We start from the raw sequence: 22,758 nt of genomic DNA, 5'->3' as shown, positions 1-22,758 counted from the left end.
TGTTTTCCTCCTGTCATGAAATGTTCCGAAAATCTCGACTTCTGCGATAGAGTAACAGACCACAGATGAGACCAATCACTGCGAACGCAATCAGCAGAAACTGAATTGGAATTTCGATCGCGACTAACAGCGATAAGACCGCGAACGCAATCGGTTCTAGACCGGAAGCGGCAAGCGCCATGATGCTCATGACGCGTCCGATCTTATCCGGATCACTCCGCTCCTGTAAAATCGTCACGGTCGGCAGATAAACGAGCATCAACAAAAATCCACTCATCGCTGCCGTGAAGGCAAGTAACGGAATCGATGCCACCTGGGTGTACAGCAAGAAAGCACCTAACGTCAAAAACAGCGCACGAAAGACAAACCGACCGCGATGAATCGACCTTAGAAACAACACGACGACACTGGCAGCAAATGTCCCGACAGCAAGACCACCTTCGATGAGACTGAGATCCGCCGCTGACCCTTTCGCTGCGCCGACGAGAATCGGGATGCTCATGATCAACGGTCCCATGACGAATAGATTGACGATGGCAATCGACAACGTACCAGCACGTAAGACAGGCGTCTCTTTGACATACCGAATCCCTTCGCGTAAGTCGCGTAAGACCTGACGAATCAAGAGGACGGCGGTATCCGGAATAGGATCGCGAATCAGCCGCGGTAGGACCAGTACGGCTGCAATAAAGATTAAGATCATCGCTGTCCCGAAGCTCAGTCCAAATCCCCCTTGCGTCAGCAGAAGTCCCGCGAGAAACGGACCGACGACGAACATCAATTCGAGTGATCCTTGAAATAAGGAATTCGCCCGCTGTAATTGCGACGCAGGAACGAGAGACGGCAACAAGGACGATAAAGCAGGATAAGACATGCCATCCAAAATGCCAAACACGACAGAAATCAACAAGAGTGTCCCGACCGAGTACGCATCAGCGTAATGTAAAAGCACGACACCGAGCATCAAGAACGCCTGTCCGAGATTCGTCCAAAAGAGAAGACGGCTCTTCTGGAATCGATCGGCGAACACGCCACCAAACACCATCATGATGACCCGGGGCAACGACACGGCTGTTAATATCAGACCAAGCAAGGCAGGCTCTCGCAAGACATCAATCGTCAACCACGACACACTCAAGAAGAAGATCGCAAAGCCGAGCGTTAATGTCATACCGGACAACCACATGAAGACAAAGCGTTGATTCCTCAGCACAGCCATGAATCAGACTCCCTTTCCTTTATAGTTAAGTTAACTAAACTATATGAAGCGACCGATTGCTTGTCAACGGAGCAATCGGTTAACGAGGCTTACTAAAAAGTTAGTCTCTATAAAAATAAGGATGGCAGAATGATGATATGCCACCCTTACCTCATTCTTTTTTACGTCAGCCGCAACTAATCATGCTTTTTCGATGACACGACGAACGATTCGGAAAAAGACCGCGTGCGGCAAGAATCGTTTCAATCGAATTAAGTTCGCTGCGTTCTTGCCGACGGGATAACGCATCTTTTTCGAGTCATCCATCACGGCACGGTGAATCGCACCCGCGACGACTTCCGGTCCTTCGGCTTCTTCTCCTGCTGCATTCGAATTTTTGAGCGCCGTTTTCATATAGTCGGCATAATCCACGATGTTCGTTTGCACGAGATCTTGCGACCGTCCGTAGAAGTCGGTCTTGATCGGTCCTGGTTCGATCAGTTTGACGGCGATCCCGAGCGGAGCAAGCTCATAATGCAGCGATTCCATGAATCCCTCAACAGCCCATTTCGAGCTGTGGTACAGGCTATAGATTGGAAACGTGACTTGTCCCCCGACGGATGTCACGGTCACGATCTTCCCCTTTCGTTGTTTTCGAAAGAGTGGCAATGCCTGACGCGTCACGTTCATGACGCCGAAGACGTTCGTATCGAATTGACGTTTGATTTGCTCCGCTGTCGCCTCCTCGAAGATGCCGACCGCACCATACCCTGCATTGTTCAACAGGACGTCGATCGTATCGAAATCGTTCGTGATGGCTTCAAAGGCTAGACGAATGCTCCTCTCGTCCGTGACATCCAGTACATACAAGCGAACGCCTGGTAATGAGGCGAGGTCACTTGACGTCTCCGGCTTTCGCATCGTTGCTGCAACATGCCATCCTTCCTGACTGAACCGCTCGACGGTTGCCCGACCGATTCCGCTAGATGCTCCTGTGATGACGATCGTTTTCTTTTGTTTCATTGTGGATTCTCCTTTGTAGTTTGACTTAGCGTGCAAAATAACGTTTTGCGATGTTCATTTTTTTCGACGTATATGGCGCGTAGCGTAACGATGGATCAAGTTTCGTCGACGTTTTGACGATGCTCTTCGCATGCGAGAACGTCTCAAAGGTGTGTCTGCCGTGATACGCCCCCATCCCGCTACCACCGACTCCACCAAACGGCAGTTCAGCGTTCATCAGATGCACCATGCCATTGTTGATACATCCTCCTCCGAACTCGACGTGCTCCAAGAAGTAGGATTCCATCTCCGATGATTCCGTATAGAGATATAAGGCGAGTGGATAACGGTTGCGGCGAATGATCGAGATAGCTTGTTCCGGTGAGCTGAACGATACGATCGGAAGTAACGGACCGAAGATTTCTTCATGCATGATGTCGTCCTCAAGCGATACAGCGTCAAGCAACGTTGGCTCCACGTAGCGATCCGCTAAATCGATTCGTCCTCCGTGAACGATTGTGCCTTGTTGCATCAGACGTTGCAGAGCGTGTACGCGTCGCTCATTGATGATGCGTCCATAACTTTCACTCAGTTGTGGATTCGCTCCGAAAGCACGTCTGATTTCTGTTTTTAGCAACTGGATCAACGCCTCCTTGACTGTCTCTTCAACGAGCAGATAATCCGGACAGACACACGTTTGACCGGCATTGAAGAATTTCGACCAGACGATCCGTTTCGCTGTTACCTGCAGATTGGCACTCTTATCGACGATGACGGGACTCTTCCCGCCAAGCTCAAGTGTCGTCGGTACCAGTTTGGCAGCCGTCTTCATGGCGATATGTCGTCCGACACCCGGGCTTCCCGTAAAGAAGACATGGTCGAAACGGAATCGGTCGAGTAATTGGTCACCGACGACTGCCCCATCACCGAGGACGACACTGATATAGTCTGGATCGAACGTCGTTGCGATGAGCTCTGCAATCAAACCCGACGTATGCGGTGTCAAATCCGACGGTTTCAAGACGATGCAATTTCCGGCTGCGATTGCTCCGATGACGGGTGCAAGCAACAGCTGGAACGGGTAATTCCATGGTCCGATGATCAAGACGACACCGAGCGGATCGTGTCGGATGAAGCTCTTTGACGGCTGCAGGACGAGTGGTGTTGCGACTCGCTTCGGCTCCATCCAGCGCGCCAATTGTTTTTTCGCTTCACGTAGCTCTTGATAGAGCACGCCGATTTCTGACGTGTAGGCTTCAAATGTCGGTTTTCCTAAATCCTTTGCTAATGCTACGAGAATCCGTTCTTCGTTTGATCGGACTAACTGTTCCAGCCGTTCGAGCTGACGTAACCGGAAATCGATCGTCTTCGTCTTCCCTGCATCAAAGAATGCACGTTTCCCACTATAAACTTCTTCGGTTACGGCTTGATCTTGTAAAACCATGGTTGGATGTTGCATCATTCATCGCTCACCTTCATTATGTTCTTTCGTTTAAACATTTAAACGTTTAGTGTAAAATCAAACTCTCTTCTCATATGTGAGAAAAGAGCCTCGTTCAGCGTAGGATACAATCTTCTTCAATGGCTGCCGTCAATGTTTTCAAGACGTTGACCGCTTCTTGTAAAGTCAGATAATAGTAGTTCTCCGTACCGACTTTCTCAGAAGCGACGATTCCTGCTGCCCGCAATACTTTCAGGTGATGCGAAATCGCTGGTCGAGATAACGAAATTTTTTCATCCAATTGACTGACGTTCAAACGATCGTACCGTGCCAATTCAATGATGATCGCTTGACGATTGACATCCGATAAGACTTGAAAGATCGGAATCGCATCTTGAAAATACCCTACTGCTGCGTCTAGAGCTTGTACATCCTGTTCGTTTTTTCTCATAGCGCCTCCGTTTAAACGTTTAAACATTTAAATTCATGCTCCTAATTTACAATCCTTTCTTTCCGTTGTCAACTGATTCATTTCATATTCTTATTTACAGGTTCAGGAAACTCATGATAGGATGGTAAAAATTACATGATTCAAACGCGTCGAAGAGAACAGTACGTCATCTCGGCTTTTCCTAGAGAGCTCCGATTGGTGGGAAGGAGCATCAGCCATTGACCGAACCAAGCCTCTGAGCAGCACGGTGGAACCGAATCGGGGATATCGTGACGGGTGCTCCCGTTATCGAGCTCAGGTATTTGCCGTTTGAAAACGGTCGTACCGATGAAGGCGATACCGGTGACGGTCTCGCGAACAGGGGTGGCACCACGACACGCACAGTCTCGTCCCCAAGACCAACGTCTTGGAGGTGGGATTTTTTTATTGGCTTAAAAAACAATAAAAAGGAGTGTGTCATATGTCGAATTGGAAATACCCTGGATTGCTATTACTTGGTGTCGGTGTCTCGAACATCGGCGCTTGGGTCTACTTCATCGCCTTGAATTTAATTGTCCTCGAACGAACGGGATCAGCGTTCGCCGTCTCCGTTCTCTATATTTTATTGCCGATCTCCGCGCTGTTGACGAGCCTCTGGTCCGGTAGTGTCGTCGATCGGATCAATCAGCGTCGCTTGCTCGTCATGCTTGACGTCGCGCGTGCCGGGCTCGTCTTTTCACTGACACTGATCGATTCACTGTTTGTCCTCTACGCACTCGTCTTCATCCTGAACATCGGCAACACGCTGTTTGAGACATCGTCATTGATCTACATGACGAAACTCGTCCCGGAGACGAGTCGCCAACGGTTCAATGCGTTGAAGAATTTTATTCAATCAGCCGGCTTTATTCTCGGACCGTCGATTGCTGGATTCTTATTTTTGATCGGTTCTCCGGAGACGGCGATCATCCTGAATGCGGGAGCGTTGTTGTGTTCTGCTGCCTTACTGTCCGTCTTGCCCGACGTCCGCAAGGCTTTGACTCCAGCGACGTCCTTCTCACTCCAATTGATTCTTGCAGACTGGAAAGAGACGCTTCAGTTTGCACGGACGCGGCGCTATGTCACGCTCGTCTACGCCTTCTATGCGCTGATGATCGTCCTGATGAGCGGACTCGATTCGCTCGAAGCCTCGTTTGCGACGATCGTGTTGCAACTGGATGAAAGCACGTATGGATTTCTCGTCAGTATCGCTGGAATCGGCATCATCTGTGGCTCCGCCGTCAATGCGACCTTCACGCATCGCTTGTCGCTCCGCTTCTTGATTCAATTCGGAGCACTGATGACACCGATCGGTTATGTGATCTTTGCCACAGCGACGTCGTTCCTGACGGCAGCGATCGGCTTTTTCTTGCTGACGTTCGCCCTTGCGTTTGCGAACACCGGCTTCATGACATTCGCTCAAACGCACATTCCGGTCGAAACGATGGGACGATTCCTCAGTAGTATCCACGTCGTCCAGTCAGCTGGTGTCATTCTCTTGACGGCGTTGATTGGTTTCTATGCGGAGACCTCAATCCGCTTGACGTATACCGTCGCTGCAGTCAGCTTTCTGCTCATCGGTGGATGGATCGTTTGGATCGTCCAGGATCGAACGAAACGGCATTATTTTACGACGAAAACGGACGAAACGATCAAGCTTTCGTCATGAGAAAGGAAGGTATTCATGAACCTGACCGCAAAACGAATTTTCCTCCGTCCGCTTGACGTGACCGATGCACACGTCTTATTCGAACAAACCCAGGATGAGACATTACGTTACCTGACTGGTACGACAGCAACGTTTTCGATTGAACAGATTGAACAGCACATTCTTTCGATTCAAGCTGATCCATCGCGCTTCGATTTCGCTATCTGTCTGCATTCCGGTGAAGTGATTGGTGAATGTTCCATTTTAGACATTGAGGCAGAGTTGAAACAAGCGGGCTTTCGTATTTCGATGCGTGCCCTCCCCTGGACCGGTCAAGGATACGGGACAGAAGCGATCGCGTGTATCATCCGATTTTGTTTCGAGGAACTTCGACTTCATCAACTTGAACTTGAAGTGTTTTCGCATAATGAGCGAGCCATCGCTTCGTATAAAAAAGTTGGCTTTGACATCGTAGAAACGATTCCTGATGCTGTATCCTATGAAGGGCGTTCGTTCGACGAAATCATCATGCGGAAATGTAGCCCACTCTATGCTTAAAAGCATCACTCCTGATGTAGCACCTCCTTCGTGAGGTGCTTTTTCTAATCGATCAAAAACGAACATATCGAATTAACAGATTTTTTAGTCAATTCACTATTATTTGTATATAATGGAAAAATAAAAAGAAATATATGGATATGTACATAAGTGATAAGGAGGTCACATTACACAATTTTCTTCAAATCAAACGAAAGCGAGGGATAGTACATGTTGTGATTTATCTGGAATTCCTGGTGGCGCAACAAGGAACGGTTCATTCTGCTCCTCGTCGGCGTTCTGATCGTCAGTACCGGACTAAGTTATTTAATTGGTACGACGCAAGCCAACAACGGAACGGTCGTCGATGAACTGCAAAAACGCTGGGGCTCATCATACGATATCGTTGTTCGTCCGGAAGGCAGCCGGAGCGTGACAGAAGACTTGAACCTGCTCGAACCGAACTACATGAGTGGGCTCGACGGCGGGATCACCCGCAAGCAGTACGAGACGATCAAACAGATTACTGATGTTGAGGTCGCAGCACCAATTGCGATGATCGGGAACTATTATACGGATGCTGTGAAGGATACCTACAACTTCAAGGAACCAGGCATTTATAAGATTTCATATAAAGATATGCAAGATACTGGACTAAAAAAAGAAACAGAGTCTATGTCGTTCTTTGCCGGAGCAGGATGGTCCCCTCCTGAGAGTGACGGATTGAATCGAGATATTTCACCGCAAGAACTAGGCGAGTTTCCAATCTACGGTTACGGGAGTGCAGTGATGCTTGCCGGGATTGATCCGGAAGCAGAAGCACAACTCGTTGGACTCGATCAGGCAACCAAAAAGGCTACGCATAGTCGTTATTTCACGAAGGACGATGTCGTGAACGATTATGGTGACGGTGTCTGGGACATCCCATTGATCATGAACAGTCAGGAATACGTCAATGCATCGCGGACCTATCGCTACGAGAAAGTCGATATTCCGCTCGTCAAAGATTCAATGGTTGAAACGGTGCGCAGTATCATGAAAAAAGGTGGCGAATCCTATCTCAAGACGCTTCCTGTTAAAGATACGAAGGAATACTATATTTCGACAGAGCAAGCATCAAAGCAACTTATTAAGAACATTCTCGAAGATAAGGTTCCGGAAAATGCAAATGGTGGCTTTGACTGGATGTATCTAAAACCATCGTCCGTCGAGTATCAAACGATTGCTAGCCCCTTTGCCAAACGTTGGCCATTTACTTATCAAGTAACGCCTCAAGAGGTTGCAAAAGAAGTTCTGATTTCGAAACGATCGATGTATCGAAAAGCTCGTATTTTCGGTGACGGTACGGGTAACCTTGATAAAGTACCGAAAATGCATTTGAACTATATTGGTGTCTTTGATCCGAAAAAATTGAACATCTCGAAAGACCCATTGACGGAACTGCCGATGGAGACCTATTTCCCGGCGAAAGCCCAATGGGTCATGGACAAGAATGAAAAACCGGTCAATCCAGTCCGGGAAGTCAAACCGACGAACGATCCGTATGACTTCTTGACGAAACCACCATCGATGCTGACGACGCTTGACGCCGCCTTTAAGTTACGTGGTGATAAAGCCATTTCTGCCATTCGTGTCAACGTCAAAGGTGTCGAGACGATGAACGCGACGAGTGAGAAAAAGTTGAAGGCTGTTGCTCAAGAGATCGAGGACAAGACCGGTCTGATCACCGACGTCACGCTCGGCTCCTCGCCACAGCTCGCGCTGACATACCTTCCTGGATTAAAAGGTGAATCGGCACTCGGTTGGATCCAGCAACCGTGGATCAAACTCGGTTCATCGATGGCCATCTTCCAAGAAGCGAAAGTCGGAATGAGCGGCATCATCGCCAGTGTCATCGCTGTTGCGCTCGTGTATGTCTTTAGTTCAAACATCATCTTACTCTATGCCCGCAAGAAGGAATTCGCGATCTTACTGTCGCTCGGTTGGCGTCCACGTCAGCTCTCGAAGCTTCTGTTCCTAGAAGCAACGTTACTCGGCACACTCGTCGCCTTGATTTCTTGGACGATCCTCGGTTCGTTCTGGCTGACGACGGATCATCCGATTGCCTTATCACGGATCATCTTGATCGGACTTGCTGGTCTATTGATTTACTGGGGCGGTACGCTCGTTCCGATGACGCTCATCCGCCGGATTCAACCATTCGAAAGTATGCGTTCTGGTGAAGTCTCAAAAGGTCGTCGATTCGTCCGGGCACAAAGTGTCCTTGGGATGAGCATCAACCAACTTGCAACGTATTGGCAACGGACGATCCTCTCGACGATCGCGATCGCCTTGCCAACGAGTCTATTCATCTTCTTCCTGTTCATCACCTTCCGACTGAAAGGTGTCCTGTATGCGACATGGCTCGGTGAATACGTTGCCCTTGAAGTCGGCACGATGCACTATGTTGCGATGGGTGTCGCTTTACTCATCGCCATCTTGACGACGACGGAGATCATGTGGCAAAACGTCAACGAGCGGAAGAGTCAGCTCGCTGTCTTAAAAGCAACCGGCTGGCGGAACGGTCAAATCCGGACGCTCGTCTTAAGTGAAGGATTGATGACGGGACTCTTCGCCGGAATCATCGGTTTGCTGATCGCTCTTGCGATGATCGGCTTCGTCTATAACCAGTTCCCAACAGGTGAGCTCGGTTTCTTGAGTGTCATGTTGTTGATTCCTGCCATCACGGGAGTTCTCGGTGCCCTCTTACCGGCACAACGCGCCGTCAGCATTACACCAAATGCTGCGATTGGAAGTGTCGCAACGAATACGAAAGCGACGGAACGACGTTTCCGACTCGCCTTATCCGCAGTTGGTGGTGCCCTTGTCGTTGGTGTCGCTTCCCTATTCTTCTTTGCTACGACAGAAGAAGGACCTGCGTCCACGAAATCGGTACAAACAGCTGCACCAACGGTCAAGACGACAGGAACGAAATTGGCAGATGTAAAAGACAAGAAAAAGAAAGCGTCCTCTACGAAAAAAGTCAATTCGAGCAAGCTCGATCAACTAATGGCACGTGGAGTCGTTCAAACCTATCCGGGAGATCCTAAAACAAAAAGCAATATTTTCCATGTTGATAAACTTCTCCTATCACCTCCAAAGGAGTTGAAATTACCAACTCTTGTTGATGAACAATATGTTACCGTTCCCGTCATCCTTGAGAACTACAAGGATAAAGACGCAGATGGCGGATATGGTATTTATAAGCCAAATCTATTCACGTTAGAGGATACAAGCGGTAATGTATACGAAGCTGTCGATTATGAGAACCGGAACCCAGACGCTTGGAAGGACGGCTATCGCTATTTCCCACCTTTCGTTTCTCGCGTCGATCTAGTGTTCCGTGTTCCAAGTGATAAAAATACGTATGTGCTTCTCGCGACAAGCGAAGCCATCGCCAAACCGACGACCGTCAAAATCGAAGTCGATGCTGCGAATGCTGCATCAACCAACGTGAAGACCAGACAAAAGAACAAGTCAAAGAAAACGAATACAGACGCCATCGAAGAACTGATGAATAAAGGTGGTCTTCAGACATATGCTGGTGATAAAAATTTAATGAAAGAACGTGGGTTCATGGTCAGTTCGGCGAAACGTGTTCCACTTAAGAATCTTCCGAAAGATAAACAAGCCGTATCTGTCAGACTTGAGATGCAGGTAAAGGGTGAAGATTCAGCTGACTCTTATATCGACTATAAACCCTCTTCTTTCCCATTGATTGATCGTCACAAGAAAAGCTACACGCCTGAAGAAACGATTAATCTGAACAAAAAAGCCTATTCAGAAAGCTTAGGTTATTACGCTCCGTTACACTCCAAAATTGATGTCATCTACATCGTACCAAAAAATGAAAATACCTTCGTCATGAACGTAAAAACAGGATTCACTGGTTTTCTCTACACCGTTAAAATCAAATTATGATTACTACTTAATCACTGGCTGTCATATGACGGTCAGTGATTTTTCTATTTATACCGAAATTAATTTCTTAACGTTCTACTTTTGGTAAGATGAAATACAGGAAAAGAATTGGAAGTAAACCACTTAAACGAGGACCTGCTATGACCTATTTCATGTATCTATTTTGTTTGATCGTCTGGGGACTGAATTTCATTGCTGTCAAAATCCAAGGAACACCTGTCGCCTTGGAAGTATCCTTGACCTATCGATTAGCGATGACCGCTGTTCTTTTCATCCTATTTGCGTTATTCGTTAAACGAACGAACAAACCTACCGCAACGGATATGCCTTTCATCGTCGTATTCGGTGTCTGTAACTTTGCTCTGAGTTACTTATGTCTCTATTACGCGACGATGTTAAGCTCTGCCGCCATCGTGACGTTGATATTCTCACTCAAGGTCATTCTGACACCGATCGCTCTGCGCTTGTTTTTAAAAGAGACCCTCCATGCGCGCGTTTGGATTGGCGGATGTTTTGGTATCATCGGCGTCGGCGTCCTGATTGTTCCGAGTCTAAGCAGCATCCATGGACTGACCGATTTAAAAGGTGTCTTGATTGCTCTAGTCGGCACGCTATTGACGTCAGTAGGTGACGCTAGTTCAGCGCGGAACGCCAAGCAACGAATCAACCCGGTTCATGCCAACGCGATTGGATTCACTGTCGCGAGTCTACTGATGGGCGCCATCGTCTGGTTCCAAGGAACACCGCTTACGCTCCCGACAACCGTCACGTATCTTTCTGCCTTACTCTATTTAACCGTGATCGCATCATTTCTTGCGTGGCTGTTTTATTTGAAACTCGTCGAACGAGTTGGTGGTGCGAAGAGCGGCTATATGGTCGCGCTCTTCCCCGTCATCGGCGGAATCGCATCCGTCATGATCGGCGAATCCACACCCTCTCTGTATTTACTCTTCGGCTGCTTATCGAGTTGTCTTGGAGCAGCTATTGCTTTAGGAATCGGTGTATCGCGTCAACGAAGAAACGCCATACCGGATACGGCGGACAAGATTGGTTAAATCAAATCAGTTTGTATAGTCGACCATCAAAAGGACAGAGGTTCAGCGAATTCGCTCATGAACCACTGTCCTTCTTTTAATTTAAAGAATGAGTCAATAATATCAGACTATCCCGAAACTCCATCCACCAGGAGAAGGGATTCAATTGTTTCTTGTGGAAAAATATGCTAGATACAACCGACTGATCCACTCTACGATACTGATTCTAAGGAGGTGCTCCTATTCTGAAATACATCTTGATTAGTTGTTTAATCGCTATGATTGCTTTTTTCATCTATTTTGAACCGTTTCGAATTGAACCCTATGATCCAAACGTCGAAGTAAACGGTAAAGCGATTCCAACTGTCCAAGGTTCTTATTGCTGGTCCAGTTTGTTCAGCGCTCAATGTGCGGACATGATCTATGTGGATGCTTTACACATGACTGAAAAAAGTAAACCCGTCATCGTCTCACCCTCTGACAAAATTCATCTCTCGTTTAATCGTAAACCCGATTCGCTCGAAGTCGTACGTTGGGATTCGAAAACGAAAAGTGAACAGGTTTCATTAAAAAACGACATTCTTATCGCACCTTCTTCTCAAGGTATGTATACCTATGAGGTCGTTGCCGGATGGAACGAACATGGTGACGGTCTATCCGCCTTTTTAATTCAAGTCCGATAAAACCAACCTCACTCAAACAGGAGATGAATAATAATGCGTAAAGGTTTTCGACTCTGGCTACCCTTGCTCTCACTTGTTGTCTGTCTGTTCAATGCCTTCGGCTACGATGACAAAAATATCTTGTTGTTTCTGACGAGCCCTGTTTTCTGGCTTCTTGAATCACGATCCTTTCTTGGAACATGGCTAGATTCCATCCATGTCCCGCTTTTTCTGATCTACATCCTGACCTTGATCAGTTGGTTCTTGATCGGCTTACTGATTGATGTCATTCTTTCTGTTTTGTTTAGAAGATCGTCTAGACGCATCCATGATTAACTGAGGAGGAGAATACATATGGGACCAACCAATGATATGTGGGTGTGGGTATTATTCTACGCATTCTTTTTCATCACGCTTATCAGTGCAATCTTCGTCGCGTTCAAGCATCCAGCCTTGAGAAAAGCATCGATTCGAGCGGTGGTAGCGTTGCTTTTCCTGTATGCACTATTCATTTGGAACTCTTTGTACCGTCTTGACATTACAGAGTTCAGACATTTTTACGAAGGATTGACGACACTGCGACCGTGGGCATGGATGTGTGTCTTCTTGTTCGCCTACACATTAAAGTGGTGGTATCTCGTGTTTCTTCACACCCGTCGTCCAAGCCTCTCTTCACATGAGGTACAGCAATGAACTACATTTCTGAAAACCTTCAAAGGAGCTATCCTATATGAAATTACATCGATTCGCATCCGTCTTTTGTCTTTCGACCATCGTTTGGACGACAGCGGGTTGTACCATGATGGAAGAACAAGCAACACCGCGTGTAGCACAAAAAAATGTCGCGTCACCTGAACAAGTAAACACTTCCTTGAAGAAAGCAACGATCGACTCCAAGAATCAACAAGCAATCGAATTAGAGAAGCAAATGGAGCGCGTCACGTTAGGTCAAACGAAAACGTACGACCTTTCTTCCTTATTAAGCAAACACCGTGTCTCGATTGATCCGCAGTATTTCTATCAAAACCAAATCTTCTACTTTGACCTACAAGAAAACAAAAGTGTCATCTATACATACGATACGAAACGACAGCACAACAAAATCGTCCATGCGACGAAGAATGCAATCCCGATGATGACGGGTACAGGTGCGTTTTTACTATGGGTCGAAACAGAACAGCCGACAAAGACAGGTGTGAAATGGTCGATTCGTCAACTAAACATTACGACGAATCAGGTAACAACGCTGGATACTGGAGAAAGTCGCTTCGATACATCTCCTCCGAGAATCGATGTCACGTCAACTCGTGCGTCCTGGATCACGCAAGAGGCGACTGCACAAAAAACGGTCTCCACGATCAAGACGTATTCGTTAAAAACCGGGAAGATCACGCCACTCCAATCCTTCATCTTAACAACAGGAAAAACACGAGACGGACTATTCACGTACGAGCACCGCGATAGCGATGACGGCGTGACCTTATACACGTCTCACTATAAAAACGGACAGAATATCCGTGTGCTTGAGACTCTGGATGGTGCCTATAAAAAAGAGATATCCGGATTAATTGATTTCAGTCGTAGTGGCACCTATTTCGCTCTCGGCACAGAAGGCGATGCCATATTCCAACCCATCGGACTAGACCAAAAGACGCTGAACTATTCTGCTTCCAGTGCCCAGACGTTGATTAACGGTATTCAATTCCTTTCGAACACACAAATCGTCTTCCGAGAAGGCATAAATCAGTTGATGTATGCGGACTTAAAAGCGAAGACCGTCGCTCCTTTGACGGACTTCGAAGAGTTGGTATCCCTTCCTCTATATCATGATGGGGTACTAGCGTATAGCATCACGAATGGAACGAAAACGACGTATCATGTTTTACACTTGAAAGCTTCAAATTAAAAGGACATGACGATAAAAAGCTTTTAGGTCATTTACACCACGATACTTTACGAACTAAAAATAAGCTTAGATCTACTCAATTGAGAGATCTAGGCTTATTTTAGTTCGATGACGTAATAGTAGCGATTTTTTTAAATCCAAATGACATCAGAACATTACGTTAAATATAAATCTAATATATCCGATACTTATTTGAAAGCTATTTAAACATAAGGGAGGAAAAAAATTGCGTACAACTATAAGTTATCCCTTCCTTCTGTCCATCGGAATTGGTTTATTGTTTTGGTATGGGAACCATTTTTTTGAAGGATCTGAATGGATGCGATTGGTTCTATTAAACACGGTCCAGTTGTTCGTCGGTATTTTAAGTACGAGTTGGATCATAAAAAGTTATCTCAAGAATGAATCCGCTAGACGTTTTTGGATGTTTTTAGGTCTTGGAACGAGTTTTTCTGCCTTTGGCACACTTGTTTGGATCATCTTACTTGTTACGAATCATGTCATAAATACACCGGACTTATCATCTTTAACTTGGGTCTGCTCTTACTTTTTTTACTTTGCTGCCCTGTTAAATCAACTTATGAATCAAACGAGAAAATTTTCAAACTCGGCATTCTTCTTTAATACAATGATTTATATGATAGCCGCGACTTCAATTAGTTATCATTACCTGCTTTATCCGCTTTATCAGATTAATCAGCAGTCTTTGTGGTACATCGCCCACACGTTTCTTTTCCAAATTGCCGATTTAGGAATTCTTTTTTTTATCATCACGCTTTATTATTTAATTCTATTCAACAAACGAAATGCATATTTGACTTATCTCATCATCGGTTTATTTTTACAAGTCATCGGAGATATCACTTTTGCACAATTTACAATTAAGAATAGCTATATATCAGGTGGCAGTGTCGATTTGATTTGGACTATCGCATTACTATTTATCGGTTACACCGCTCGATATCATGAAAAAGAGCCTAAACAAGAAAGTATGATTGATCCATTTGCTCTTAATGTCTCAACCAAAAAAGAATTTATCTTTCCTTATTCGAGCATCTTGATCCTCTCCATCCTAATGATGCAAAGTTATGCCTGGAATTTAAATGCCTTAAGTACAGGATGGATCATGATTTTTTTTCTTATCATCATTAGACAAGCTTTTACTGTCATGAAAAATAGTGAATTATTAGCTGAATTAAACCAAATCGCATATATCGATCCATTAACGAGCTTAGGTAATCGTGCATCATTTTTACAAGACACCAAAAATAGCCTCAAAGATGAACACGCACCGCTTGCCTTCATATTGCTTCAAGTAGAACGAGTGCGGATGTACACAGATATTTTCGGGCATCATGTTGGAGAACAGATCATGAAAGAAGTATCTTTCCGCTTAAAACATGTATTGAAAGAGAATTTTAAAATGTATCGGTACAGTGAAGATGAGTTTATGATTGTGCTTCTGAAAACAGAGAGATCTAATATCACTGTTGTGAATGAAAAGATACTTATTCATCTTGCAGCTCCTATCCGTTTGAAGGAGCTAGAATTGAATATTGTAGCGCATGGTGGTGTCAGTGTATTTCCTGACCAAAGTTTGACGATCGAAGAAATACAGGCTCATACAGCTGAAGCTCTTTATCAAGCTAAACAGAATGGAAATTACGCATTTGTTTACTATGGAACTGAACTTCAATCCAACTTAGTACGAAAGCTTGAAATTGAATCCTATTTACGAAATGCGATACGTGAGCATCAATTGAGCGTCTACTATCAACCTAAAGTCAATCTTCGTTCTGGGAGAATCGTTGGTATGGAAGCATTGCTCCGTTGGCATCATCCAAAGTTCGGATGGATTTCACCAGCTGAGTTCATTCCAATCGCTGAAGAAGCAGGTCTGATCAATGAAATCGGAGAGTGGGTCCTATTCACTGCGACTTACCAAAGTAAACAACTTCAGCTTTTAGGATTCGAACCCTTACTTCTATCGGTCAACGTTTCTGTTCTTCAATTTCAGAGTCCAAACTTCTGCCGGCGTGTCATCGAGATTCTCGAGGAGACATCTCTTGACTCGCAATGGCTCGAGCTTGAGATTACAGAGAGCATTGTTCAAAACATCAAAGAGAGCGTTTCGATTTTGCAATGTTTGAAGACCTCGCAGATTAAAACATCCATCGATGACTTTGGAACAGGGTATTCGTCCTTGAATGTACTCGAGCAACTTCCGATTGATACATTGAAAATCGATAAGTCATTTATCGATCGCCTGACTTCTAATCAAAAATCGCCTATGGTCAAGACGATCATCGAGCTCGGCTTGAATCTTAATTTAACCGTCGTAGCGGAAGGAATCGAAACGATTGAACAAAAAGAGGTTCTTACTTCTTACGGATGTACGATCGGTCAAGGTTACTTATTCTCTCGTCCAATCGATTTTGACGCATTTGTTACATTGCTTCAAACACAAGATGTTTTGAAGACCACATCTCTCTAAAAATTTTAAAGTGCATGCCGTAGATGACGTTTGATCGTTTATGTCATGCACTTTATGATGGCGATTTATTTTTCTATCTTGATCTTAAGGAATAATTTTAAGATGCTCTGCTGATAAACCAGTATAGACCTGTTTTATAAACAAATTCTTTTCAAAAAATAAGCTCATTGTATACTAAGTGAATATGATAAGAAGGAGTATAAGATTAGCATGTTTAAACAACCTAAAAGCTTTATCCTCATCATTCTACTTTATGCTTTAGGCTATTATGGATGGATTGTCACTTTTTCTGATTCTCAATTTCTTGAAGCACTAGGGGGAAATATTTTTTCAATTGCAGGATTGTTGATCGCCCTTCTCTACTTGAGGATTGCTATCAAATGGGCTGATTCAAATGATCGTAAGTTCTGGTTACTTATCACTTTCGGCACCTTTTGTTATTTAATCGCCGAATTGATTTGGTTTTTCACAGAGAATATTTTTCACAAAAACGTGGCGTTTCCAGGATGGCCAGACGTGTTTTACATTCTACAAGTTATCTTCCTGCTTTACGCTCTGATTCACAAAATTTTGAAGGATGCAGCTATACAGCAACGCATTTCATTTTTATTTGATGTCCTAATCATTCTAGTCGTTGCGAGTACCTTCTCTTGGCACTTTTTAATCGAGCCTATTTTGGATACGAGTGCGGCAACCATGAATGCTCTCATTGTCTCCCTAATCTACCCTTTAGGAGACTTGGGCATGTTAGTCGCCGCTTCCTTTTTATTCTTTAACCTTACGAGTAAGGATAAAAGTTTATCTATGTATCTCATTATCGCAGCCGTCACGATACAAGCAATCGCTGACTCTGTTTACTTGTATTTGATTGCTCAAGACACATACATCTCAGGTAGTTTAATTGACCCTCTGTTCATCATAGCAATGATCGTTTTAGCTTTTGCAGGTCTTCAACATCAGCCAAATACTATATGTACAACGTCAACAACTCATCCTGAAAAGTTAAATATTTTTCAAATGCTCACGCCTTATGGAGGAGTCTTGATTCTGTTCGTCTTCATGGGTTTTCACTCGCGTAGTTTCGATATCGTGACAGTGGGTTCAGGACTCTCCATTTTACTCGTCATCACTCGGCAAGTCTTAATCATTGTCGAGAATCATAAGTTAGTCCGGCGCTACTACGATCAAGCACAAACGCTTGAATTAAGTGAAGAACGGTATAAATCCTTGTTCGAATATCATCCAGATCCAGTGTACTCAACTGACCTTAAAGGTCAATTTGATAGTGCGAATACTGCCTGTAGCGATCTTCTCGGCGTCTCTAAGACCGACTTGATGGGTCAAAATAGCCTTCGCTATGTCAAAGATACACATCGGATGACGGTCGCAGAAGAACTAAAGGAAGTATTTAAAGGTATGCCCCGAAGTTATGAGACCGTTGTTGAAAATGCATTCGGTTCCAGTATGTATATGAACATCACCAATGTTCCAATCATCGTCCAAAACGAAATTGTTGGAATCTTCGGTATCGGTAAGGATGTGACTGAAATAAAGCGAAATGAACAACGTATTCAATACCTTGCCTATCATGATGCGTTGACAGGATTATTCAATCGCCTTGCGTTCGAAGAACGCCTGTTAAAGCTCATTAAAAGTGATTCTTTTCATCCTCCATCAAATGTGTCTTTATTTTTCATGGACTTAAATCAATTCAAAGCAGTCAACGATACTCTGGGACACGATGTCGGTGACCAATTATTGAAAGCGGTCGCTAGAAGACTACAATCATTCGATGCGGATTTTGACATGATGGCACGGCAAGGCGGTGATGAATTTACATTACTTTTAAAGAATGTTAAATCATACGAACAACTTCATCGTATTGCAAATCAGTTGTTGAGCACGTTACAAGCACCTTATGAGATTGCCAATCATATGATTTCATGTCCGCCAAGCATCGGTATCTCCTGCTATCCGACGGATGCCTCGAGTATGCTCGAGATGCTACAGCACGCAGATCTCGCCATGTATCGTGCGAAAGACATTCCTTCAGGAAGCTACATTCTTTATAATGAACTGCAACATATGCCGAGTTAATCATGCTATATTTCATTTTCTTCGTAAAATAATCCGTAAGTTAGGCTGCCATCGATTAGAATGGCAGCCTTGTCTTCGTGTCGTATTTTTTTAGAACATTAATGATTTTAAGAATATACATCACGTACGATAGGAACGATTTTTAATGGTTTCATGTTTTCGGCTAAATGACTTTAATAGCCAGATATGATAGAAATACTCGACGACAGCAACGATCAGTGCAACATAAAGTGACATCCAAATCGAATCTCCACCAAATTCATCCCTTACTGTTCCAACAAAGAACCAGGTCAAAAGAAACGTTAGACCTAAATCCGCAATCGTAGCAACGAGATTCCCACTCTTTCTTAAAATGATGTAATCTCCGAGAATATAAGCAACTAATCCTACAACAAGCGCAATCCAAACCGAATGATACCACTGTATTTCATACCCTACGCTCAGTACGAAATAAAATACGATAACGAGAATCGGTAGTTTGACACTAATTGATTTTGTATGATTCCATTTCATGTTAGTTCCCCTCTCTTTTATTACACTGACCATATAAAACTCCTTATCTAATAAAAAAGGAAGCCAGCGAATAATTGTTACTGAGCTTAAACGGTAGACAAATCACTTTTGCTTTCTAGTGTTCGCTTTGCCACCTGCTTTATTGCGACTTATTTTGTTGCTGTTTCCTTCTACCATGATTTTCGTCCTCCTTTTGAAGTGTAATCTGTGATACTCTCTTTATATACCCAAACATATATTTTAAATACATGTTAAAGTGATTTTTTTTCTTGAGCATTTACTCATTCTCGAATTAAGAAATAATGTTTAATCTAATGGTCTAGATTTTAGTGGACACATTATGGATAGAATGGTGATGGACTTCAATCTTTTTTTCATTTATTCGTTTTTTCTCCACAAAATATAATAATTAATTACGAGAATTTATAATTTTTGTTCGTTATATAGGTTTAACAATCACGAAGTATTGGGATAGAGATACATAGCTGTTTCAAAATGATTATGCGGTTAATGAGATTTTTGATAAAAACACGACCTAGAGTTGTTCAAAAATTTTCAATTGACTCGTATACTCACATCCTCATGCTCATGGAAATGTTCCAGAGATCGTTACTCATCATGTAGATGATCGCATAGACACAATCAATCGTTCATCACGCCATATTAAAACGAAAAAGTGAGGGATAAACATGGTAGATACCAAACCTGTACATGAACAATTGACTAAAGAAGAGTACAGTCATTTAATAGAATTTGTATTTCCATTCAACATGGACTTAAAAGACCACGAAACATTCATCATTTTTCGAAATAAATATGAATTGTTCGATTTTTTATATAGAAATAAACAATCTGATCATCAAGTACTTCTCCATTTACTTCACAAACTAGATATTCTAACGATTGATGATTGTTACCCAGGTGAGTCGATACTAGACCATTTATTAAATGTTGATTATACGATTGCATTACCTGGAGGAAGATGGATTTATTATTCTGATTCTAGACCTTGAAAGATGTTAAGGTAATATCTAAAAAAATGAATGTTCATCTTTTGTATCCCGGATATTCTATGTTTTTTTGGCATAAAACACCCCTCCTGTTTCACTGTGAACTAAGAGGGGTGTTTCTTGTATATGTGTTTAGCGTAGTGTGAATCACTTTTAAGAATCTGAGCGTCTTAAACGACACAAATAAATGTCATATTACAAAATTGCTTAACTATTTCAAACGTCTAATTCCTTTTGATGAGGAGTGTTTTCTGACTCTTGATTTCTCGGACTTCCAGTAATCTTTGTTCTTCCGTATAGAAAAAAATGAGCAAATAGACAGTAAAACGCTTGATTTTCATTCAGCTGGAATAGCCGATCCTCTTTGACGATCAGACCAAACGAAATCGTTTCGTTCGAGTACGTACCTTTTTCAACATAATATTCCTTTTGAAGTCATACCATTATTTAGGTGGTTGTCCCTTCTACTATTTATGAGGTTTCTCATATCCCCTTTAAATAAGATTGCGAAAATTCATTCCACCCCCCATAATATGAACATACGTTCTTATTATGAGGAGGTCCATCATGCAGCACCTTCATACCAACCCGACACATTTAATTTCTCAACACTCGTTATACTCAACCCTCAGTCTTTCGATGAACGAAACTCTTTTCTTTCACGACACGTCCTCTACACCCAGTACCGACCAAATCGAAATCGTCCTGTTTATCGTGTTGCGCGAACGGATTCCATTGTCTTTGCAGACAACAGAAGATGCCGAACCTATATCGGAACGCGTGTATATCGAGGAGATCGATTTTCAAAAGCGTCAGCTTACACTTTGTCGAATCAATGATGCATCATTAACAAGATATTGCTACGTTCAGGACGCTTCATCGTTAGCGGCTTCAGGACTCTTACTTCGCCTCGTGTAACCAATCGTTATATGAAAACAACCTTCCTAATGCATTGTCGAATCAAGAAGTAGGAATGTTGTCATTCCTTTCTGAAACATTGTGATGAAAATTCACGGTTCTAATTGGAATTAATTTTACATACACCTTACTTAATAGTATAATAATGGTAACCTTTTCATAAGGAGGAGATCCCTTTGAAAAAACAACTTGCTTTTGCCGGTTCTTTTGCACTCTCAGCTATTACCATCATCATCATTCTTAAATTTGTTGGAGTCGATCTCTAAAGCAATCACTCAAATGATGTGGATTATCAATTTAATGATTCAATCGCTGTTATGATGCATCGTCTTTCGATCATCTGTAACAGCTTTTCTAGGTTTAATGCTATGGAACGTCGGAAGTGATGAATTGAAGAAAATCGGAATCAACCTATTTGTCGTATTCCTAATATTAGGTGGACTGCTGTTTTATTTAGACGTCCGTTACGATGAACGATTTGAGCGACATGTCAGCGCCCAAGTCGAAAACTATGTCGAGAAATAATACGGTCCAGCTCATGTCGTCTCACTCCATTCTGCTTACGATGACAAACATCGCAATAAGGAAAAACGCTATCAGATTGCCTTAAAGGTGCGTGGTCAAGGACTTCAGAAAGAGGAATACTTCCTGTATCGACTTCAAGACGACCGAGTCGTTGAGATGGGCACGACGACTAGTTTGCCAAAGCAAAACTAAATCAGAAGCCTTCCCGATTCAATCGGAAAGGCTTCTTCCTATGACCTCATTCATGGTAGACATTATTATATTTTGTTCGTTTTTTTTTGTAATTTTTTTGATTTTACTTGAACACTGAACACTCAAAAATAAGCCCTTCCATTTTTCTCAATCACTTTATTTCTCCTGCAATTGAAACGACGACGTTACCGAACTTTTTTCCCGTATCGACATAGCGATGGGCTTCGACGATCTCATCAAGGGAATAGATATGGTCGATGACGGCTTTAAATCGTCCCTCTTCAAACAGTTCATTCAAATAGTGTAGATCCTCTTTCCGTTCTCTCGCTACACCTTGCCCCGCGACGGATGCAAAGGCACCGTTTTGTTTGACGTGCCGTTTCGCTTGTATCTTCTTGATCTTTCCGGACGCATCGAAGACGGCATCATACTTCAGCAATAATCCATCATAACCGTCCCTTGTATAATCGATGACGTGATCGGCACCGAGCGCTTTGACCCGCTCCGTGTTTCGTCCACTACAGACAGCCGTCACCTGTAGCCCTTTTGCTTTGGCGATTTGAACGGCTGCTGTTCCGACAGCACCCGACGCACCGTAAATCAAGATCGTCTTCATCTGATCGATTTGAAGTTTCCGGAAGAAATGGAGCGACGTCGTACCACCGAACGGGAGACAGACCGCTTCCGTGTACGATGCGTGTTGCGGCATTTTTGCAATGCAACGTTTCTCAGACACGCACGCATATTCGGCGTATCCACCGAAGCCAAATCCCGTCAAGGCATGGACATGGTCTCCGACTTGGAACTGCTTGACGTCCTGACCGACTTCGACGACTTCACCGGCAAGAACAACGCCAAGGATCGGTTGTCGCGGTCGCTTGAAGCCGACAGCCAGACGCATTGGAAGTTTCCCTAACAGTGGGACATCGAGCGAACGCATGCGACGATCTCCGGAATGGACGGCAGATGCATATACTTTAATCAGTAGATCGTTTGATTTTGGAACCGGACGAGGTACCTCTGTGATGTGCAGGACGTCCGGGGATCCGTAGCGGGTACAGATGGCTGCCTTCATCGTAATGCCTCCTCATATCGAGATGATGGTATTCCCTTAATCATACGCCGATTTCGATCTGAATTCCTGTTGTTTTG

The 22,758-nt window shown here is 43.8% G+C and carries 20 protein-coding genes; 14 read left to right on the top strand and 6 right to left on the bottom strand.

Annotated elements, in window-relative coordinates; translation table 11 throughout:
- Positions 1–13 precede the first annotated feature (13 nt).
- From N179_RS03690 to N179_RS03675, 4 genes are all read right to left on the bottom strand, one after another.
- A complete protein-coding gene (locus tag N179_RS03690; protein WP_075642251.1) occupies positions 14–1,219 on the bottom strand; it encodes an MFS transporter in 1,206 nt (401 codons plus the stop codon).
- 180 nt (positions 1,220–1,399) lie between these two features.
- The gene (locus N179_RS03685; RefSeq protein ID WP_075642250.1) at positions 1,400–2,221 is read right to left on the bottom strand and encodes an SDR family oxidoreductase; all 822 of its coding nucleotides are present in this window, start codon (positions 2,219–2,221) and stop codon (positions 1,400–1,402) included.
- A 25-nt stretch (positions 2,222–2,246) separates the two neighbouring features.
- Positions 2,247–3,662, bottom strand: coding sequence for an aldehyde dehydrogenase family protein (locus N179_RS03680; RefSeq protein WP_244150203.1), 1,416 nt, complete (start codon positions 3,660–3,662; stop codon positions 2,247–2,249).
- 94 nt (positions 3,663–3,756) lie between these two features.
- On the bottom strand, positions 3,757–4,119 hold the full coding sequence (locus N179_RS03675; protein ID WP_023468128.1) for an ArsR/SmtB family transcription factor: 363 nt from the start codon (positions 4,117–4,119) through the stop codon (positions 3,757–3,759).
- Positions 4,120–4,401: 282 nt separating this feature from the next.
- On the opposite strand from N179_RS03675, the gene N179_RS17275 reads away from it, so the two are divergent.
- The 11 genes from N179_RS17275 (at position 4,402) to N179_RS03625 (ending at position 18,448) form a co-directional block, all read left to right on the top strand.
- Complete coding sequence (locus N179_RS17275; protein ID WP_423752121.1) at positions 4,402–4,527, top strand: hypothetical protein; 126 nt, start codon at positions 4,402–4,404, stop codon at positions 4,525–4,527.
- A 25-nt stretch (positions 4,528–4,552) separates the two neighbouring features.
- The gene (locus tag N179_RS03670) at positions 4,553–5,779 is read left to right on the top strand and encodes an MFS transporter (protein ID WP_075642249.1); all 1,227 of its coding nucleotides are present in this window, start codon (positions 4,553–4,555) and stop codon (positions 5,777–5,779) included.
- A 15-nt stretch (positions 5,780–5,794) separates the two neighbouring features.
- Positions 5,795–6,316, top strand: a complete 522-nt coding sequence (locus tag N179_RS03665) for a GNAT family N-acetyltransferase (RefSeq protein ID WP_075642248.1) — start codon at positions 5,795–5,797, stop codon at positions 6,314–6,316.
- Positions 6,317–6,727: 411 nt separating this feature from the next.
- The gene (locus N179_RS03660) at positions 6,728–10,255 is read left to right on the top strand and encodes an ABC transporter permease (RefSeq protein WP_075642247.1); all 3,528 of its coding nucleotides are present in this window, start codon (positions 6,728–6,730) and stop codon (positions 10,253–10,255) included.
- A gap of 140 nt (positions 10,256–10,395) precedes the next feature.
- Positions 10,396–11,310 (top strand): DMT family transporter, encoded by a 915-nt coding sequence (locus tag N179_RS03655; RefSeq protein ID WP_075642246.1) that lies wholly within the window; start codon positions 10,396–10,398, stop codon positions 11,308–11,310.
- Positions 11,311–11,567: 257 nt separating this feature from the next.
- Complete coding sequence (locus N179_RS03650) at positions 11,568–11,972, top strand: hypothetical protein (protein WP_244150202.1); 405 nt, start codon at positions 11,568–11,570, stop codon at positions 11,970–11,972.
- Between the two features lie 33 nt (positions 11,973–12,005).
- A complete protein-coding gene (locus tag N179_RS03645) occupies positions 12,006–12,287 on the top strand; it encodes a hypothetical protein (protein ID WP_075642244.1) in 282 nt (93 codons plus the stop codon).
- Positions 12,288–12,305: 18 nt separating this feature from the next.
- A complete protein-coding gene (locus tag N179_RS03640; protein ID WP_075642243.1) occupies positions 12,306–12,644 on the top strand; it encodes a hypothetical protein in 339 nt (112 codons plus the stop codon).
- A gap of 37 nt (positions 12,645–12,681) precedes the next feature.
- Positions 12,682–13,857 (top strand): hypothetical protein, encoded by a 1,176-nt coding sequence (locus N179_RS03635; protein WP_075642242.1) that lies wholly within the window; start codon positions 12,682–12,684, stop codon positions 13,855–13,857.
- A 226-nt stretch (positions 13,858–14,083) separates the two neighbouring features.
- A complete protein-coding gene (locus tag N179_RS03630; RefSeq protein ID WP_143404449.1) occupies positions 14,084–16,351 on the top strand; it encodes a putative bifunctional diguanylate cyclase/phosphodiesterase in 2,268 nt (755 codons plus the stop codon).
- A 210-nt stretch (positions 16,352–16,561) separates the two neighbouring features.
- Positions 16,562–18,448 carry a DUF4084 domain-containing protein gene (locus N179_RS03625; RefSeq protein ID WP_075642241.1) on the top strand — a complete coding sequence of 629 codons (1,887 nt, stop codon included), beginning with the start codon at positions 16,562–16,564 and terminating at the stop codon, positions 18,446–18,448.
- Between the two features lie 120 nt (positions 18,449–18,568).
- Here N179_RS03625 and N179_RS03620 read toward each other — a convergent pair whose 3' ends face one another.
- Positions 18,569–18,961: a DUF2512 family protein gene (locus N179_RS03620; RefSeq protein WP_075642240.1), complete on the bottom strand. Its 393-nt coding sequence runs from the start codon at positions 18,959–18,961 to the stop codon at positions 18,569–18,571.
- Positions 18,962–19,650: 689 nt separating this feature from the next.
- On the opposite strand from N179_RS03620, the gene N179_RS16870 reads away from it, so the two are divergent.
- The 3 genes from N179_RS16870 (at position 19,651) to N179_RS17200 (ending at position 21,414) form a co-directional block, all read left to right on the top strand.
- Complete coding sequence (locus N179_RS16870; RefSeq protein ID WP_143404448.1) at positions 19,651–19,974, top strand: hypothetical protein; 324 nt, start codon at positions 19,651–19,653, stop codon at positions 19,972–19,974.
- A 564-nt stretch (positions 19,975–20,538) separates the two neighbouring features.
- Positions 20,539–20,889, top strand: a complete 351-nt coding sequence (locus N179_RS03615; protein ID WP_075642239.1) for a hypothetical protein — start codon at positions 20,539–20,541, stop codon at positions 20,887–20,889.
- Between the two features lie 390 nt (positions 20,890–21,279).
- On the top strand, positions 21,280–21,414 hold the full coding sequence (locus N179_RS17200) for a hypothetical protein (protein ID WP_276327328.1): 135 nt from the start codon (positions 21,280–21,282) through the stop codon (positions 21,412–21,414).
- Positions 21,415–21,757: 343 nt separating this feature from the next.
- On the opposite strand, the gene N179_RS03610 is transcribed toward N179_RS17200, so the two are convergent.
- The gene (locus tag N179_RS03610; RefSeq protein WP_075642238.1) at positions 21,758–22,681 is read right to left on the bottom strand and encodes an NAD(P)-dependent alcohol dehydrogenase; all 924 of its coding nucleotides are present in this window, start codon (positions 22,679–22,681) and stop codon (positions 21,758–21,760) included.
- Positions 22,682–22,758: the final 77 nt, after the last annotated feature.

It is taken from the genome of Exiguobacterium indicum HHS 31 (assembly GCF_001939065.1).
GTDB lineage: Bacteria > Bacillota > Bacilli > Exiguobacteriales > Exiguobacteriaceae > Exiguobacterium_A > Exiguobacterium_A indicum.
The sequence above is the reverse complement of the archived record's forward strand: the minus strand, read 5'-3'. Positions and strand labels throughout refer to the sequence as shown.